The sequence below is a fragment of the Vibrio penaeicida genome (genome assembly GCF_019977755.1).
GTDB classification, from domain to species: domain Bacteria; phylum Pseudomonadota; class Gammaproteobacteria; order Enterobacterales; family Vibrionaceae; genus Vibrio; species Vibrio penaeicida.
Genome location: NZ_AP025144.1, coordinates 2,670,775 through 2,688,570, shown reverse-complemented (window position 1 = coordinate 2,688,570; position 17,796 = coordinate 2,670,775). Strand labels below are relative to the sequence as shown.

Sequence of the window (17,796 nt, the reverse complement as noted above, 5' to 3'; positions counted from 1 at the left end):
TTGTTTACCTAGCTATTTGTTATTTAGCTACAGTACAAACAGTAGACCAGCTACCGTCTGAACCTGGTACAGAAGTGGTGTACCAGTTTGCTTTGTAGATGACACCGTTGTGAACCAATTGGTCACCTGTTTTAGCGTGATTAGGGTTACCTGCCCAGTCTACTTGTGGCCAGTTAGGGTATACGTTGATACCTGTTACATCACAAGTTGGGTCTACAACGTTCTTCTTAACTAGAACCGCAGCTTGAGCAGAGCTTGACGCTTTACCATCACTTACAGATACAGTGAAGTTCAATGTTGTGTCTACATTGTAGCTAGCAGCAGTAAAGGTTACTTTTGAACCTTGAACTGTCGCATTTAGACCTGCTGGAACATCCCAAGTGTAAGTTAGAGTGTCATTGTCAGCATCAGTTGAAGCACTTGCGTCAACCACAACTGTTGCGCCAGCGCTAACTTGTGCAGGAGCCGAAACTGCTGCTACTGGTGCAGTATTCACGCCTTTAGCACTTACAGTAACAGCGACACGGTCAGTTGCTGCTGCGCCTTCGTTATCTGTTACCGTTACTTCAAATACGTAAGTTTGAGTAGCCGTTACAGCTGCGAAATCAACAGAAGCTACCGCAGCATTTGCGCTAGTGATAGTGACCGCTGGACCCGATACTTGTGTCCAAGCGTAGCTTGCGATTGTGCCATCAAGATCTTTAGAAGCACTTGCATCAAGCGTTACTTTTGCTGGGCCTTCTACAGAAACGTCAGCCCCTGCTTTTGCAACTGGAGTACGGTTACCACCGATAGTCGCAAGACCCTCGTGCATAGCATTTAGGATGTCGCCGTTATCCGCATCGATTTCCCAAGAGAATAGACCTGCAAGACCTAGGCTACGAACGTAAGCGCCTTTGGCTTTCACAGAGCGATCATCATCAAATGAAATCAGTTTTCCGTTTGAACGGTTCCATACATAAGGAGCTTCAGCTACTTCGTCATAGCCGTATTCAAAGCCATTGATACCTTGGTTGTTTGCACCAAGCATATTCGCTTTAATACCTTTGTAATCAATTACGCCTGCTTCCCAAACGCCTTGCTCTTCAGTACCTGTAAGTTTACCTGAACCAGTACCTGTCATTGGGTCTGTAGGATCTGTCAAGCTAGAAGGCATTACACCATCCCAACCACGACCGTACATAGCAGTACCTACGACAAGTTTATTAGCAGGAACGCCTTGAGCTAGAAGAATCTTAATTGCGTTATCAGTGGTGTATGCAGGACCTTTGTAAGGTACGCCATCAGCGTCTGTACCAGTTCCATCACACTGACCTGGGCGCATAAAGTTACCACAGTACAGTGCTGTTTGGTGTCCAGGAACATTGTTCCAACCGCCGTAGAAGTCGTAAGTCATCGCAAAGATGTAGTCCATGTGCTGAACTGCCGCTGCGTAATCTACGTCTTCCAATTTATCGTAGCCAACACCAATAGCGGAAGTTAGCTCGTATGTACGACCTGTTTCAACTTGAAGTTGATCAAGCATTACACGCAGTTCTTGCATAAGAGCGATATAAGCAGGACCATCATTTACTGGGTCACCTAAATTAGCGTTTTGACCACCGCCACCTGGGAATTCCCAGTCAATATCAACGCCGTCGTAGAATTTCCATGTTGTAAGGAACTTCTTAACCGATGCAACAAATGTGTCTCGGTTAGCTTTCGTTGTGAAGTCAAAGAACGGGTCAGATAGTGTCCATCCACCGATAGAAGGGATGATCTTAAGGTCTGGGTTACGTTGCTTAAGCGCCATCATCATGGCGTAGTTGCCTTTGATTGGCGAGTTGAACGTGTGACCAGCATGTTTGAAATCTTTCATGAATGCGGCCCAAGGGTCGTGGATTACGACTTCATAGTCGTTCACACCCTGACATGCATCTTGAAGAGCTTTGAAGCTATTTCCACCTACAGATTTCAGAGATTCATTTGGTCCACAGATAGGGATGAAGCCATATAGGATATGCGTTAGGTTGTCTGCAGGGATATTATCTACTGTGTAGTTTCTGCCGTAAATTCCCCATTCAACAAAGTAAGTACCAACAACAGTATTTGGGTCAGTGTTGTAAGTTTTGTTGTTAGGATCAACATTCATAACCAATGGCTTCAAATGAGAGCCGTCAGTGTCTGCAATTGTAATTTCTTGGGGTGCACTCTTGCTACATCCAGTTGCATCACAAGCTGCGACCTCTAGGGAGTAAACACCACCTTTACCGTATTGGAAAGCTGCTGTCGTCGTTGAACCAGAAATTGGACCAGATGCAACCTCAACACCGTCAAAGAAGACTTTGTACGTATCTCCTGTTGTACCACTCCATTGGTTAAACTTCACGGCAATATCAGCAAGGTCTTTATACTGAACCATTTGGTTGTAACCTTTAACCGTTTGCATCTCCAAAACTACTTTAGAGAACTGTAGGTTATTTGAACCATATACGTCGATAGTTGGTGTTGCTGGTGCGGCGATGACGGAACCTGATAGAGCCAGTCCAACACCGATAGCGCATAAGCTAAGATGTTTCATTGTATTTCTCTCATTCCTTGTATAAATAGTTGCCTCAAAAGCACAGAGGCGAAAGATTCGATGGTCATAATTGCAACCATCCGAACCAGTGTTTATGAGAGGCAAAGTTTTGACAAAGAAAAATAAAATGCTTTTGAATCGACATAAAAAAAGTAAAAATTAGTTTCTTATGCGTTACAAAAAAAGTGATGGTGCCTCGATTTTTTATAAAACCTGACATGCTTGTGTTGCACTTATGAATTTTTGCACTACTCCCAAAAATGTGAGTGACTATTGTCACATTTATGTTGAAAGCTTGTGGCATTTTGTGGGGTGCCAATCGACTTGATTTGTATATAGTGTTAAAATATTTGTTCAAATATAGTATAAGATTCTGCAATATTGATTATTTTTAGAACATGTTGGTTTCTATGTTTGGCTCAGGCGCTATCTAAGTGTGTTTGAACCACTATTTTTAAAATTATCAGAGTAATTGTCTGAAAAATGCTGTAATCCCAAAAATTAAACGGTTTTTTACTACATTTTTATGGCAAATTACTTCAATGATTGGTAGTGTGTTGCGCAATCTTCTTTAGGTTTAGAAAACGCTGTACGCTTTTTCGCGCTAAATTTTTCTAAATGCCCTCCGTTCTGGCAACTAAAGAAGACGTCATGGATGCAATCAAAAAAACTTGGAGTTTAATGCATGTATAAGAACAAAATCACTCAAGCACTTCTTCTAGGTGCTGGTATGGCAGTGGCTGCCACTTCGTTCTCCTCTCTTGCTGCTGATGTTCCAGCAGGCACAAAATTAGCGAAGGTTCAGGAACTGGTTCGTGGTAACGGTGCAGAAATTGAGTCTGTTGATCCACATAAAGTATCAGGTGTACCTGAATCGCATGTTATTCGAGACCTGTTTGAAGGTTTGTTAAACCAAGACGCTAACGGCTCTTTAGTTCCTGGTGTCGCAGAATCGTGGGAAACCTCAGATAATCAACATTACACATTTAAGCTACGTAAGGACGCTAAGTGGTCTAATGGCGATAAAATTACTGCTCATGATTTTGTATTCAGTTTTCAGCGCCTTGTTGACCCTGCAACAGCTTCACCGTACGCAACTTATCTAGGTGATGCCGGTGTAGTCAACGCAAAGGAAATTGTAGAGGGCACAGTAAAATCACATGAACTAGGTGTTAAAGCTATTGATGACTTCACTCTGAAAGTTTCCCTTAAAGCACCAATTCCATACTTCCTGAAAATGCTTGGTCATACCTCAGTTAAACCTGTTCATAAAGCAACTGTAGAGAAGTTTGGCGATGCTTGGACGAAGCCAGAGAACTTCGTTGGTAATGGTGCGTATGTTTTATCACAGCGTGTAATTAACGAGAAAACGGTTCTGACTCGTAGTGAAACTTACTGGGACAATTCAAAAACAGTTGTCAATAAAGTAAGCTTCATGCCGATTGAAAGCCAAGTAGCAGAAATGAACCGCTTTTTGTCGGGTGAGCTACATATATCTGATTCAGTTCCTAATGAGCAATTTAAACGCTTAGAGAAAGAATACCCAGAATCTGTTCTAATTTCGCCACTATTCTGTACCTACTACTATGGTTTCAATAACCAACAACCTCCATTTGATGACAAGCGAGTCCGTAAAGCACTTAGTTATGCAATTGATCGTGATGTAATTACTAAAGCAATTTGGGGGCAGGGTCAGCAACCAGCTTATGCTTTCACTCCACCAATCACTGCTGACTTTACTCAAATCACCCCAGAGTACGCGACTTGGACGCAAAAAGAGCGTGTGGAAAAAGCGAAAGCATTATTAGCGGAAGCGGGCTATAACAAAGCGAACCCTCTGAAAGTCAACCTTCTGTACAACACTAACGAAAACCACAAAAAAACTGCAGCAGCGGTTCAATCTATGTGGAAAAAGTCGTTGGGTGTTAACATTTCCATAGAAAACCAAGAATGGAAAACGTACGTAGACAACTCTGAGCAACATAATTTTGAAGTTCGTCGTGCAGGTTGGTGTGGCGATTACAATGAAGCGTCTACCTTCCTATCAACAATGCGCTCAACTGCTAGTTACAACTATCAGGATTTCCAAAGCAAGGAATTTGATAAGTTGCTTGATGAAGCATTTTTGGCGGTTAGTGATGAAGAGCGTGAAGCAATTTATCACAAAGCAGAGTTTTTGCTTGCAGATGAAATGCCAATCGCGCCAATTTTCTTCTACACCAAGCCTAGGCTACTCAATCCACAGGTTGGTGGTTTCCCATTCGAAAATGCTGAAGAAATGATCTACACAAAAGATCTATATCTTAAAGCGAAATAACAATTTATAAATATAAGTAAAAAATTACTGCACGGATTCGTTCGTGCAGTCTTCTTTTGTCTTAACGTCACAGACTGAAGAGAACAATATATGTTTAAGTTCATTTTAAAACGAGCAGTAGAAGCGATTCCAACGCTATTGGTGCTTATCACAGTTTCGTTTTTCCTCATGCGATTTGCTCCCGGCAACCCATTTTCCACAGAACGTGGTATTCCGCCGGAAGTGATGGAAAACATCAATGCTAAATATGGATTAGATAAACCTGTTCATGAACAGTATTTTACGTACTTGGGTAATATACTGACTGGCGATTTTGGTCCGTCATTCAAATTTAAAGATTTAACTGTAAATGAACTAGTGGAACAAGCTTTACCTGTTTCCGCAAAAGTGGGAGCAGTAGCCTTTATTTTTACAGTCATCATGGGGGTATCTGTTGGCACTGTAGCTGCGCTCAAACAGAATACATGGATTGACTACTCGATAATGTCAACCGCCATGCTTGGGGTGGTTTTACCCTCGTTTGTTCTAGCTCCTGCGTTGATTTATATCTTTGCAATACATCTCGACATCTTTCCTGCTGGTGGATGGAATGGTGGAGCATGGAAGTATATGGTGCTACCTGTTATAGCAATGTCATTACTCTATGTCGCAACGTTTGCCCGCATTACACGCGGTTCAATGATTGAAACATTGAACAGTAACTTTATCCGAACAGCTCGAGCAAAGGGATTAAGCTATCGTTACATCATCATTAAGCATGCATTAAAGCCAGCATTGTTGCCTGTAGTGTCTTATATGGGCCCTGCATTCGTAGGGATAATTACAGGGTCGGTTGTTGTAGAAACTATCTTTGGTCTCCCTGGAATTGGTAAGTTGTTCGTAAACGCCGCTTTTAACCGTGACTACTCGCTGGTGTTAGGTATCACTATTTTGATTGGTCTGCTGTTTATTGTATTTAATGCCATCGTTGATATTTTGCTGGCTGCCATTGACCCGAAAATTCGTTACTAACAGAGGTATAGGTTATGTTGACGAAAAAAGAAAACCGCGACGCGGTAGAAAAGTTTGCAGAAAATTTAGAAATTGAAGGTCGCAGCCTTTGGCAAGATGCGCGAATCCGTTTTTTACGGAATAAAGCGGCGATGGTGAGTTTAGCCATTTTGTTTGTTATGACTTTAGCTGTAATCTTCTTGCCAATGATTGCGCCGTACGCCTACGACGATACCGATTGGTATGCGATGCACGTTGGTCCAAATGCGGAACACTGGTTTGGTACTGACAGCTTAGGACGCGATCTGTATGTTCGAACTCTTATTGGTGGTCGTATCTCACTGATGGTGGGTGTAATGGGAGCGATTGTAGCCGTTCTTATTGGTACCATTTATGGGGCAGCATCAGGTTTCATCGGTGGTAAAACTGACCGTATCATGATGCGTATCCTAGAAATTCTGTATGCAGTACCATTCATGTTCTTGGTTATCGTTCTAGTGACCTTTTTCGGACGTAATATCTTTCTGATTTTCGTAGCTATTGGTGCAATTGCTTGGTTAGATATGGCACGTATAGTACGCGGTCAAACTTTAAGTTTGCGCAACAAAGAGTTTATCGAAGCGGCACATGTTTGTGGTGTGAGTAACTGGAAGATCATTACTCGCCATATTGTTCCAAACGTATTAGGTATTGTTGCCGTTTATTCAACTTTATTGATTCCTAGTATGATTTTGACGGAGTCATTCCTCTCATTCCTAGGTTTAGGTACTCAAGAACCAATGACGAGTTGGGGCGCATTGCTTCAGGAAGGTTCACAAACGATGGAGATTGCTATTTGGCAGCTTGGTTTTCCAGCCGCATTTATGGTTGTGACCCTATTCTGCTTCAACTATGTCGGTGACGGCCTGCGTGACGCACTGGATCCAAAAGATAGATAAAAAAATAATTATCGGATCCTTTTAGAGCAATTAAAAAATTACACAGGAAAGCAATGATGAGCTTGTTAGATGTTAAAGATCTGCGAGTCGAATTTACCACGCAAGATGGTATCGTCACCGCAGTCAATGATCTTAATTTTACTCTGAGCCAAGGGGAAACCCTTGGTATCGTAGGCGAGTCTGGCTCGGGTAAATCCCAAACTGTATTCGCCATCATGGGGCTTCTTGCTAAAAACGGCATTATTTCTGGTAGTGCAAAATTTGAAGGTCGCGAAATTCTGAATTTGCCTGAAAGCGAACTTAATCGCGTTCGAGCAGAACAGATAGCGATGATCTTTCAAGACCCTATGACATCACTCAATCCATATATGAAAGTCAGCGATCAGTTGATGGAAGTGTTGATGCTGCACAAGGGCATGGGTAAAGCGGAAGCATTCGAAGAGTCTGTTCGTATGTTAGAAGCCGTTAAAATCCCTGAAGCTCGTAAGCGTATCACCATGTACCCACATGAGTTTTCGGGCGGTATGCGACAGCGCGTTATGATCGCAATGGCGCTATTGTGTCGTCCGAAACTATTGATTGCAGATGAACCTACGACAGCATTAGATGTAACGGTTCAGGCTCAAATCATGGACCTATTGAATGAGCTTAAGAGCGAGTTCAACACCGCGATCATTATGATTACTCATGATTTGGGCGTAGTAGCGGGTTCGTGCGACAAAGTTCTTGTCATGTATGCGGGTCGTACTATGGAGTACGGTTCAGTAAATGAAATCTTTTACAATCCTAGTCATCCTTATGCTGAAGGCTTGTTAAAAGCCATTCCGCGTTTGGATACCGAAGGCGAAATTTTGCCAACGATTCCAGGAAACCCACCTAACTTGCTTCGCTTGCCTCCAGGCTGCCCATACCAAGAGCGCTGTCATCGCGTGACAGATAAGTGTATGACTGATGCACCTGAGCTGGTTAACTTTGGCGACGGACGTCAAAGAGCATGTTTTTCTGATTGGGAGGCTTGGAAGCGATGAGTGATGAAAAAAAGCTATTGCTTGATGTTAAAGATTTAAAAGTACACTTTAGCATAGCCCCTAAATCTGCGTGGCCTTGGACAAAACCGACGCCTCTGAAAGCCGTTGATGGCGTTAACATTCGCCTTTATGAAGGTGAAACGCTCGGTGTGGTTGGGGAATCTGGTTGTGGTAAATCCACCTTTGCTCGTGCCGTGATAGGCTTAGTCGAAGCGACCGAGGGTGAGGTGGTATGGTTAGGGCAAGACTTAACCAAAATGCAAAACGTTCAGCGACGTAATACGCGTAAAGAAATCCAAATGATATTCCAAGATCCTTTGGCTTCATTGAACCCGCGTATGACAATCGGAGACATCATTGCAGAGCCACTGGAAACATTTTATCCAGAGCTATCAGCGAATGAAGTCAAAGAACGTGTTCGCGAAATGATGACGAAAGTGGGTCTGCTACCGAACGTAATCAACCGCTACCCGCATGAATTTTCCGGCGGTCAATGTCAGCGAATTGGTATTGCTCGTGCTCTAATTCTTCGCCCTAGAATGATCATTTGTGATGAGCCTGTATCAGCACTCGATGTTTCCATTCAGGCACAGGTTGTTAACTTGTTGAAAGAACTTCAGAAAGAGCTTGGATTAAGTTTGGTTTTTATTGCTCACGACCTTTCTGTTGTTAAGCACATTTCCGACCGTGTGTTGGTTATGTACTTGGGTAATGCCGTTGAGCTTGGTGAATCTAAAGCGTTGTTTGCAGAACCAAAGCATCCATATACGCGTGCACTGATGTCTGCGGTACCTATCCCTGATCCAGAGCTCGAACGAGAGAAGAAGATAGATATGCTTGAGGGCGATCTTCCTTCTCCAATGAACCCACCTTCAGGTTGTGTATTCCGTACTCGTTGCCCTGAAGCGACTGAAGCATGTTCGCAGAAAAAGCCTGAAATTACGGGAGACGACGTACATGCCGTTTCTTGTTTCATGGTTAACTAAATTCAGCCTGTGACAGGCTTAAGCGCGGTGCCTTTTTGGACCGCGCTTTTTTTGTATAAAAAATATTAGCCTTCTTTTTATCCAACTCTTCGTCTTCTTACAGCCTAAATTTGTCCGATATTTCAATCTCAAAGCGTGTATTCCACACTAAAAAATTACGTATTATTCGTTGTATTAACATTTAAATGTAAACAAGATGTAAATAAAATGTTTTACAAAAGTTTATTTGAGAGTAAGAATGTACTATTAGTTAAGCATGAATACGCTTTATTCAGTGCGCTGGAGGCTCATATGAAAAGACTGTATTACATCACTAAAGATTTAGACGATGCAGAAGAAATCTCTGATGAAGTACACGCAAATGGAATTGATGATCACCATTTCTATGTATTAAGTCGAGATGATAATGGGATTAACACTCATCACTTGCATGGTGGTGCATCCCTTGAGACGGCTCATATCATTTCAGGCACACAAAAGGCCTTGATAGCCGGAGCGGTCGCTGCTGGCGTTCTTATTCTTTTTCTAACGTTCTTCACTAACTTATTTGCTTCTTCCAGTTTTGTTCCGTTTGCTTTGATTTGCATTATTGCCTTAACAACAACAGTGATTGTGAAGATGACTGGTGGTTCGTTCGACAATTACTTTATGAGTTTGTTTAATCAACACCTCGATGATGGCGAAGTGGTTATTGTCATCGATGTTGAGCGCGATCAAGCGCACCGAGTTGAAGACATTTTGAATCGCCACCCTAAAGCCGAATTTATTGCCGATTGCTCGAGTATTGGCTCTCCAATCCCTGATTAAATGTATCTTCGGTCAACAAAATATCTAAGGGCTGACTTCTTGTCAGCCTTTATTTTTCGTCCCTATTTTTGAAGCTGTACGGCTGCTTATTCAAATATTTCGATGAAGTTGAACGGTATAAAGTAGTCGTTTCTTTATCATACATTTGTAGACTAACCCTATATCAACCAGACCCTAAAGTTTTAGATAAATGACTTTTGTGTCGAGTTGACTATGTTCAAAAAAAGAAAACCGTCAGAGAAGGACAAAAACATGGGTAAGTTAGTTGAAGGCGTTTGGCATGATGTTTGGTATGACACAAAAGCAAGTAATGGAAAGTTTGTTCGAGAAGATGCCGGTTTTCGCCATTGGATCGAAGACAAACCAAATGCTGAATTTCAGCCCGAGTCGGGACGTTATCACCTATACGTCTCGTTAGCTTGTCCTTGGGCGCATCGAACGTTAGTTTTTCGAAAGCTTAAAGGGTTAGAGGAACACATCTCGGTATCCGTAGTGAGTGCAGATATGCTCTCTGAAGGTTGGCAGTTTGATCAGCCAGAAGAATTGTTCGGTTTTACTCGAATGCATCAAGTGTACACGCAAGCTAAAACTGACTACACGGGAAGAGTGACTGTCCCTGTGCTTTGGGATAAGAAAACCAAAACCATTGTTAGCAATGAATCTTCTGAAATTATCAGAATGTTTAACAGCGAGTTTAATACGCTAACAGGCAATAATGACGACTATTACCCTGAGTCACTTCGTAAAGAAATAGAGAAGTGGAATGAATTTGTTTATCCAAACATCAACAATGGTGTTTATCGCTGTGGCTTTGCAACAACGCAAGAAGCTTATGAAGAAGCGTATGATCAGCTATTTGATGCGTTGGATACTGTTGAAGAGCAGTTAGCCTCTCAACGCTATTTAGCGGGTTCTCAGATTACAGAAGCTGACTGGCGCTTGTTTACCACACTGGTTCGTTTCGATGCGGTATACGTAGGGCATTTCAAATGTAATAAGAAACGCATCGCGGATTACCCAAATATTCAAGGGTATTTGAAAGAGCTGTATCAAGTTGACGGTGTTAAAGAAACCACTAATTTTGAACACATAAAAAGGCATTATTACTTCAGCCATACCGGGATTAACCCAACTCAAGTGGTGCCAAAAGGACCTGCGTTGGATTTGGATAGTCCTCACGGCAGAGATTAGAGAAATACTCAAGATTCAGGTAATAAAAAACCAGCTCAATGTGAACTGACCCCCAATAGTTGGACACCAATTATTGGGGGTCTTTTTATGTCCAAATACAACCGAGCATTGAAATGCTCAATAGCGAAACAATACCTACAAGGCGAAAGCTCATCTCAGGAGCTTTCTCGCCTTCATTCCATACCATCGCGTCAAATACGTTACTGGGCACAAGTATTCGATATTCATGGCTCTCAGGCATTTATGCCTCATAGTTTTGCAAAAAATGCGCAAACTAAACTGCAAGCTTTAACTCATATGTGGACGAATGGTTGGTCTATCAGTCACACTAGTGCGGTTTTAAACTTTTCTTCCCCTGGCACAATCGCTGTTTGGCTCAAACAGTACGAAAGAGATGGCTTTCAGGGGCTTGAACGTAGCAGAGGACGACCCGTAATGAGTAGGCACCCTTTTATTCAAAACAAGAGCGATGACGAGAAAACACTGGAAGAGCTCAAAGAGGAGTTAGCGTACTTGCGAGCAGAGAATGCTGTCCTAAAAAAGTTAGAGGAGCTGGAACAGGAGAAACATCGTCGAACAAAGAAAAAACGAAAGTAGTTCTAGCTCTTAAAAATCGATATCTACAGCAACATCTCTTGCATGCTCTTAAGTTAGCAAGAAGTAGCTTCTATTATCATGCGCAGTCGAACAACGCCATCGAAAGCTATCAAGATGAAAAACGGTTAATTGAGAAAATATATCATGACCATAAAGGGAGATATGGCTATCGTCGTATTCATTTAGAGTTAAGGAGACAGGGCGTCATGCTTAACCATAAGACAGTTCAACGTCTAATGGGGTTACTAGGCTTGAAATCAACGGTCAGACCTAAGCGGTACAGCTCTTACAAAGGAGATGCTGGGACAACCGCTCCAAATGTACTTGAACGGGACTTCAATGCAACGAAGCCTGATGAAAAATGGGTAACTGATGTCACTGAGTTTAAAGTTCAACAACAAAAGGTGTATCTATCACCAATTGTTGATCTGTTTACTCAAGAAGTTGTCGCTTACAGGGTTGCTAAAAATGCGTGTTTACCTCTGGTTACTGACATGCTGACTGAGGCGGTTGCGACCTTAGCTAAAGACGCTAAGCCCATAGTGCATAGCGATCAAGGTTGGCAATATAGGCATAGGAAGTATCAGCAAACTCTCGCTGAACGGGGATTAACTCAAAGTATGTCACGAAAAGGAAACTGCTTAGATAACGCAGTAGCAGAGAACTTCTTTGCCTTACTGAAAACAGAAATGTACCATAATCAGCACTTTGAAGATGCCGATGACTTAATCGCACATATTGACGAATACATCGAGTATTACAATACGAAACGCATCAAGGTGAAACTAAAAGGCCGGACTCCGACGGAATATCGAAATCAGGCCTTAAAAGCCGCTTAACAGAAATGTCCAACTTTATGGGGTCACTTCAATGAGCTGGTTTTTTATTTTATATGGTGGAGGGGGACGGATTCGAACCATCGAAGGCAGTGCCGGCAGATTTACAGTCTGCTCCCTTTGGCCACTCGGGAACCCCTCCAGGGTGTTTTTATGCTTCGAAGAGCAAGCTTGAAAGATGATTTCCCAACACATCAATCAAGTTGTCTGATGTTTAAAAGGAATAAACAACAGATTAAATATGGTGGAGGGGGACGGATTCGAACCATCGAAGGCAGTGCCGGCAGATTTACAGTCTGCTCCCTTTGGCCACTCGGGAACCCCTCCAGGGTGTTTTTTATGCTTCAAAGAGCAAACTTAAAAGATGATTTCCCAACACATCGATCAAGCTGTCTGATGTTTAAAAGGAATAAACAACAGATTAAATATGGTGGAGGGGGACGGATTCGAACCATCGAAGGCAGTGCCGGCAGATTTACAGTCTGCTCCCTTTGGCCACTCGGGAACCCCTCCAGGGTGTTTTTTATGCTTCAAAGAGCAAACTTAAAAGATGATTTCCCAACGCATCAATCAAGCTGTCTGATGTTTAAAAGGAATAAACAGCAGATTAAATATGGTGGAGGGGGACGGATTCGAACCATCGAAGGCAGTGCCGGCAGATTTACAGTCTGCTCCCTTTGGCCACTCGGGAACCCCTCCAGGGTGTTTTTTATGCTTCTAAGAGCAAACTTAAAAGATGATTTCCCAACGCATCTATCAAGCTGTCTGATGTTTAAAAGGAATAAACAGCAGAATTAAATATGGTGGAGGGGGACGGATTCGAACCATCGAAGGCAGTGCCGGCAGATTTACAGTCTGCTCCCTTTGGCCACTCGGGAACCCCTCCAGGGTGCTTTTTATACTTAGCTACCGTTTTCCCAACTCAGTAACCAAGTGCGGAGCGCATGATAGCAAACTCGATTATGCTGTAAAGAGATTTCTTAGATATTTGGCGTGAATGCTGACTTTTTGGGCAAGAGCAACAAAAATTGGGCGTTTTGTATTAATTTTATGCGTAGCAACGGGTTACTTACCCATTAATTCGCAAACTTTACATTCCTTTACGCTCAAAGCCGTATCACTTGATAGAATTGCATTTATACAAACTTCGAGCTTTCCCTATGAAAACTAAATCGATAATTCCTGCTCTTTTATTCACTTTTATCTTTATCAGCCCAGTAGTATCTGCAAAAGGTCCTAGCGGTGACAGATCAATCGCTGTTGTTACTTCGGAAGTGGCAACGCACGAGATTTCACAGTCGCTCTCTTTGATTGGAAAGCTGGAAGCGAGTGAGAGCGTTGTGATTGCCCCAGAAGCGGCAGGCAAGGTCGACAGTATATTGATTCAGTCGAATCAGGACGTAAAGAAAGGTCAGTTGTTGGTAAAACTGAGTGATGATAAAGCGAAAGCATCTGCGGCTGAAGCTACTGCGTATTTATCTGACCAGCAGAGGATTTTAAAAGAGTACCAACGGCTCTTAAAAAAAGGCGCTATTACTCAAACGGAAATTGATGGGCAAAAAGCGGCAGTAGAAATCGCGAAGGCGCGTTTAGCTGTCGCAAAAGCGAGTTTAAATGACTTACATATAGATGCACCATTTTCTGGCACTGTCGGATTTGTTGATTTTAGCCGAGGTAAATTAGTCAGTATTGGTGAGCAATTACTTACGCTAGATAACCTAACGTTGATGGAATTGGATCTGCAGGTACCGGAGCGCTACCTAGCCCAATTATCTGTTGGCATGTCGGTTATCGCTGAAAGCCAAGCATGGGGAAATACCGCGTTTCAAGGCAAAGTGGTCGCTATCGATCCACGTATAAATCCTAATACGTTGAACCTGAGAGTGCGAGTGCATTTCAATAACCCTAACAAGCAACTCAAGCCGGGAATGCTGATGGCTGCGACGCTTGATTTTCCTTCATTAAATGCACCAATCATCCCGGTTCAAGCACTTCAATACTCGGGCACAAAACGCTTTGTTTTCGTCATTGATGAAAACAATCAGGCGCACAAAACGGAAATTCTGCTTGGTGCACGTATCGATAACCAAGTTGTGGTAGAGAAAGGCTTAGACATTGGTCAGAAAATCGTAACTCAAGGAGTCGTAAACATGCGTGACGGTGCAAAAGTTCGCGAGGTTAACGCTTCGAAAGGACAGAGCAAAGGTAACGCAGACAAGAATGCGTCGCAGAAGGAGCAATAACCATGTGGTTATCTGATGTTTCTGTAAAGCGCCCTGTTGTTGCCATTGTCCTGAGTTTACTGCTCTGTGTGTTTGGTTTGGTGTCCTTTTCAAAGCTTGCTGTTCGTGAAATGCCCGACATTGAAAGCCCCATCGTTACTGTCAGTACTCGTTATGATGGCGCTTCGGCTACGATCATGGAAAGCCAAGTTACGTCTGTATTGGAAGACCAACTTTCTGGCATTAGCGGTATTGACGAAATTACCTCAGTTTCTCGAAATGGTTTTTCACGGATCTCTATCAAATTTGAGCTCGGTTACGACTTAAATACTGGCGCTAGTGATGTGCGAGATGCCGTCGCTCGCGCACAACGTCGACTACCGGACGAAGCGAATGATCCGATTGTTTATAAAGACAATGGCAGTGGGGAAGCTTCGGTATACATAAACTTAAGTTCTTCCGAACTCGATAGAACACAATTGACCGATTACACCGAACGCGTATTGGTGGATCGGTTTTCACTGATTTCCGGGGTGAGTTCCGTCAATATCTCCGGTGGTCTCTATAAAGTCATGTATGTGAAGCTGAAGCCTGCATTAATGGCAGGAAGAGGGGTAACAACAACCGACATCACGAGCGCTTTGCGTAGCGAAAATGTGGAGAATCCAGGCGGTGAAGTGCGAAACGACACAATGGTTATGTCGGTACGTACCGCTCGTCTATATAACACCCCAGAAGATTTTGACTACTTAGTCGTAAAACAAGCCAGCGATGGGACACCGGTCTATCTCAAAGATGTTGCTGACGTATTCATTGGTGCACAAAACGAAAACTCGACGTTTAAAAGCGACGGTGTCGTCAACGTTAGTTTGGGCATTGTGCCCCAATCGGACGCCAACCCGCTTCAGGTAGCAAAAGCCGTTCACCAAGAAGTTGAGCAGATCCAAAAGTTTCTTCCTAAGGGAACACGACTGGCTATCGATTATGACTCGACGGTCTTTATCGATCGCTCAATCTCCGAGGTGTATAACACACTCTTTATAACGGGCGGTTTAGTTGTTCTCGTTCTGTACATATTCATTGGTCAAGTTAGGGCAACATTAATTCCAGCGGTTACCGTGCCTGTATCGCTTATTTCATCATTTATAGCGGCTTACTACTTTGGCTTCTCAATCAACCTGATCACATTGATGGCGTTGATCTTGTCGATTGGTTTGGTTGTGGATGATGCGATTGTTGTCGTCGAAAACATTTATCACCATATTGAGCGTGGAGAGTCGCCGTTACTTGCGGCGTATAAAGGCACAAGAGAAGTTGGCTTTGCTGTTGTCGCGACCACTCTAGTTTTGGTGATGGTATTTTTGCCTATCTCATTTATGGAAGGAATGGTTGGCTTATTGTTCACCGAGTTTTCGGTTTTACTCGCAATGTCCGTCATTTTTTCCTCTTTGATTGCCCTTACATTAACGCCCGTATTAGGCAGTAAGATCCTCAAAGCCAACGTTAAGCCTAACCGATTCAATCGGTTCATTGATTCGATGTTTGGCAAGTTAGAAAGCATTTACAGACGAGCGTTGTCTAAGGCGGTGGCTTGGCGAGTGTTTGCACCCATAATTATTCTTGGGTGTATAGGAGGGAGCGTTTATTTGATGGAGCAAGTGCCTTCACAATTGGCACCAAAAGAAGACAGAGGCGTTCTATTTGCGTTTGTGCGTGGTGCTGATGGCACCAGTTATAACCGAATGAATGCCAATATCGACATTGTGGAGCAACGCTTACTCCCACTGCTAGGACAAGGCGTATTGAAATCTTTTAGTGTTCAATCGCCCGCTTTTGGTGGCAGGGCGGGGGACCAAACTGGTTTTGTCATCATGATCTTAGAAGATTGGCAAACTAGAGACAAAACGGCTCAGGAAGCTTTGGGAATGGTTCGCAAAGCATTAGGAGATATTCCTGATGCTAGGGTGTTCCCAATGATGCCCGGCTTTAGGGGCGGATCAAGTGAGCCAGTTCAGTTTGTACTTGGGGGCTCGGATTACCAGGAACTGCAAAAGTGGGCGAACCTAATAAAAGACAAAGCCAACGATAGCCCATTTATGAATGGAGCAGAAATAGACTACTCAGAAAAAACGCCTGAATTGGTTGTGAGTGTCGATAAGCAGCGCGCAGCAGAATTAGGAATCAAAGTAACGGACGTCTCTAATACGCTGGAGGTGATGCTGGGTGGTAAAACAGAAACCACGTTTATTGAGCGTGGGGAAGAGTACGATGTTTATCTTCGTGGCGATGAAAACCACTTCAACAGTGCAATGGATCTTAGCCAAATTTACATGCGAACACGAAGCGGCGATCTGGTGACTTTAGACGCAGTCACTAAGATAGAGGAAGTCGGCTCATCCATTCGTTTATCACATACCAATAAACAAAAATCCATCACTATCAGTGCGAATCTTAACGATGGGGTAACGTTAGGGGAAGCGTTGGATCATTTGGATAATCTCGCTATTGATAACTTACCAAGTGATATCAGCGTGACGTATTCTGGAGAGTCGAAAGAATTCAAGGAAAACCAAGCCAGTGTATTGATCGTCTTTGCTTTGGCATTATTGGTCGCTTACCTGGTGTTAGCTGCACAGTTTGAGAGTTTTATTAACCCACTCGTTGTCATGTTTACTGTTCCAATGGGCGTTCTTGGTGGGTTTTTAGGGCTATTCTTTATGGAACAAGGGCTCAATATTTACAGCCAAATTGGCATGATTATGTTGATAGGCATGGTAACCAAAAATGGGATATTGATTGTTGAATTTGCCAATCAACTTAGAGACAAAGGTGTTGAGTTTGAGCAAGCGATAGTCGATGCCGCAGCGAGACGTTTACGCCCGATCCTAATGACGGCGTTCACCACGCTTTCTGGCTCTATCCCGTTAATATTATCGAGTGGAGCCGGCTACGAAAGCCGAGTGGCTGTGGGTACGGTAATTTTCTTTGGAATGGCGTTTGCCACATTGGTTACTCTGTTTGTGATTCCAGCGATGTATCGATTGATCTCTGCTCGTACACATTCACCTGGCTATGTAGAATCGAAGTTAAACGCTGAGCTAGCAAGAGACGTAAAAGCACGTTCATCTCACGGTGAGATCGCTTTGAAATCATTAAATCCAAAACCCGAATTGAACACAAATAAGGAATAGCAATGGTCGATTTTAATTACAAGAACTTAAGCCAAGAAGAACAAGATAAGCTAGATGCAGCGGTGTTCCGTCGTCTACTTAGTCACTTGGACAATAATAAAGACGTGCAAGATGTAGATGTAAACATCCCTTT

At 43.0% G+C, this 17,796-nt stretch carries 11 protein-coding genes, 5 tRNA genes and 2 pseudogenes; 12 read left to right on the top strand and 6 right to left on the bottom strand.

Going from position 1 to position 17,796, the window contains the following annotated elements; all coding sequences use genetic code 11:
• Nucleotides 1-19 precede the first annotated feature (19 nt).
• Complete coding sequence (locus LDO37_RS11900; RefSeq protein ID WP_126606779.1) at nt 20-2,560, bottom strand: glycosyl hydrolase family 18 protein; 2,541 nt, start codon at nt 2,558-2,560, stop codon at nt 20-22.
• A gap of 685 nt (nt 2,561-3,245) precedes the next feature.
• Between LDO37_RS11900 and LDO37_RS11895 the strand changes: the two genes are divergently transcribed.
• The 9 genes and pseudogenes from LDO37_RS11895 to LDO37_RS11855 form a co-directional block, all read left to right on the top strand.
• Nucleotides 3,246-4,877 (top strand): ABC transporter substrate-binding protein, encoded by a 1,632-nt coding sequence (locus LDO37_RS11895; RefSeq protein WP_126609182.1) that lies wholly within the window; start codon nt 3,246-3,248, stop codon nt 4,875-4,877.
• Nucleotides 4,878-4,967: 90 nt separating this feature from the next.
• Nucleotides 4,968-5,888 (top strand): oligopeptide ABC transporter permease OppB, encoded by a 921-nt coding sequence (gene oppB, locus LDO37_RS11890; RefSeq protein WP_126609181.1) that lies wholly within the window; start codon nt 4,968-4,970, stop codon nt 5,886-5,888.
• A gap of 14 nt (nt 5,889-5,902) precedes the next feature.
• A complete protein-coding gene (gene oppC, locus LDO37_RS11885) occupies nt 5,903-6,805 on the top strand; it encodes an oligopeptide ABC transporter permease OppC (RefSeq protein WP_126609180.1) in 903 nt (300 codons plus the stop codon).
• Between the two features lie 56 nt (nt 6,806-6,861).
• Nucleotides 6,862-7,833 (top strand): ABC transporter ATP-binding protein, encoded by a 972-nt coding sequence (oppD, locus tag LDO37_RS11880; RefSeq protein ID WP_233448342.1) that lies wholly within the window; start codon nt 6,862-6,864, stop codon nt 7,831-7,833.
• On the top strand, nt 7,830-8,819 hold the full coding sequence (oppF, locus tag LDO37_RS11875; RefSeq protein WP_284190143.1) for a murein tripeptide/oligopeptide ABC transporter ATP binding protein OppF: 990 nt from the start codon (nt 7,830-7,832) through the stop codon (nt 8,817-8,819). The genes oppD and oppF overlap by 4 nt, the downstream gene beginning before the upstream one ends.
• 291 nt (nt 8,820-9,110) lie before the next feature.
• A complete protein-coding gene (locus LDO37_RS11870; protein ID WP_126609019.1) occupies nt 9,111-9,626 on the top strand; it encodes a hypothetical protein in 516 nt (171 codons plus the stop codon).
• A gap of 252 nt (nt 9,627-9,878) precedes the next feature.
• Nucleotides 9,879-10,817 carry a glutathione S-transferase family protein gene (locus tag LDO37_RS11865; RefSeq protein WP_126609018.1) on the top strand — a complete coding sequence of 313 codons (939 nt, stop codon included), beginning with the start codon at nt 9,879-9,881 and terminating at the stop codon, nt 10,815-10,817.
• An 87-nt stretch (nt 10,818-10,904) separates the two neighbouring features.
• Nucleotides 10,905-11,414 (top strand): helix-turn-helix domain-containing protein, encoded by a 510-nt coding sequence (locus LDO37_RS11860; RefSeq protein WP_126607613.1) that lies wholly within the window; start codon nt 10,905-10,907, stop codon nt 11,412-11,414.
• A pseudogene (locus LDO37_RS11855) lies at nt 11,414-12,253 on the top strand (IS3 family transposase); the annotation flags it as partial. The gene LDO37_RS11860 and the pseudogene LDO37_RS11855, both read left to right, overlap by 1 nt.
• Before the next feature lie 54 nt (nt 12,254-12,307).
• Here LDO37_RS11855 and LDO37_RS11850 read toward each other — a convergent pair.
• The 5 genes from LDO37_RS11850 to LDO37_RS11830 form a co-directional block, all read right to left on the bottom strand.
• Nucleotides 12,308-12,392, bottom strand: a tRNA-Tyr gene (locus tag LDO37_RS11850).
• Nucleotides 12,393-12,492: 100 nt separating this feature from the next.
• A tRNA-Tyr gene (locus LDO37_RS11845) sits at nt 12,493-12,577 on the bottom strand.
• Between the two features lie 101 nt (nt 12,578-12,678).
• Nucleotides 12,679-12,763, bottom strand: a tRNA-Tyr gene (locus LDO37_RS11840).
• A 101-nt stretch (nt 12,764-12,864) separates the two neighbouring features.
• A tRNA-Tyr gene (locus tag LDO37_RS11835) sits at nt 12,865-12,949 on the bottom strand.
• A gap of 102 nt (nt 12,950-13,051) precedes the next feature.
• Nucleotides 13,052-13,136 (bottom strand) — tRNA-Tyr (locus tag LDO37_RS11830).
• A gap of 274 nt (nt 13,137-13,410) precedes the next feature.
• On the opposite strand from LDO37_RS11830, the gene LDO37_RS11825 reads away from it, so the two are divergent.
• The 3 genes and pseudogenes from LDO37_RS11825 to LDO37_RS11815 form a co-directional block, all read left to right on the top strand.
• Complete coding sequence (locus LDO37_RS11825; protein ID WP_126607236.1) at nt 13,411-14,493, top strand: efflux RND transporter periplasmic adaptor subunit; 1,083 nt, start codon at nt 13,411-13,413, stop codon at nt 14,491-14,493.
• Nucleotides 14,494-14,495: 2 nt separating this feature from the next.
• Nucleotides 14,496-17,663, top strand: coding sequence for a multidrug efflux RND transporter permease subunit (locus tag LDO37_RS11820; protein WP_126607237.1), 3,168 nt, complete (start codon nt 14,496-14,498; stop codon nt 17,661-17,663).
• A 2-nt stretch (nt 17,664-17,665) separates the two neighbouring features.
• Nucleotides 17,666-17,791: pseudogene (locus tag LDO37_RS11815) on the top strand (DUF1244 domain-containing protein); the annotation flags it as partial.
• Between the last annotated feature and the right edge of the window lie 5 nt (nt 17,792-17,796).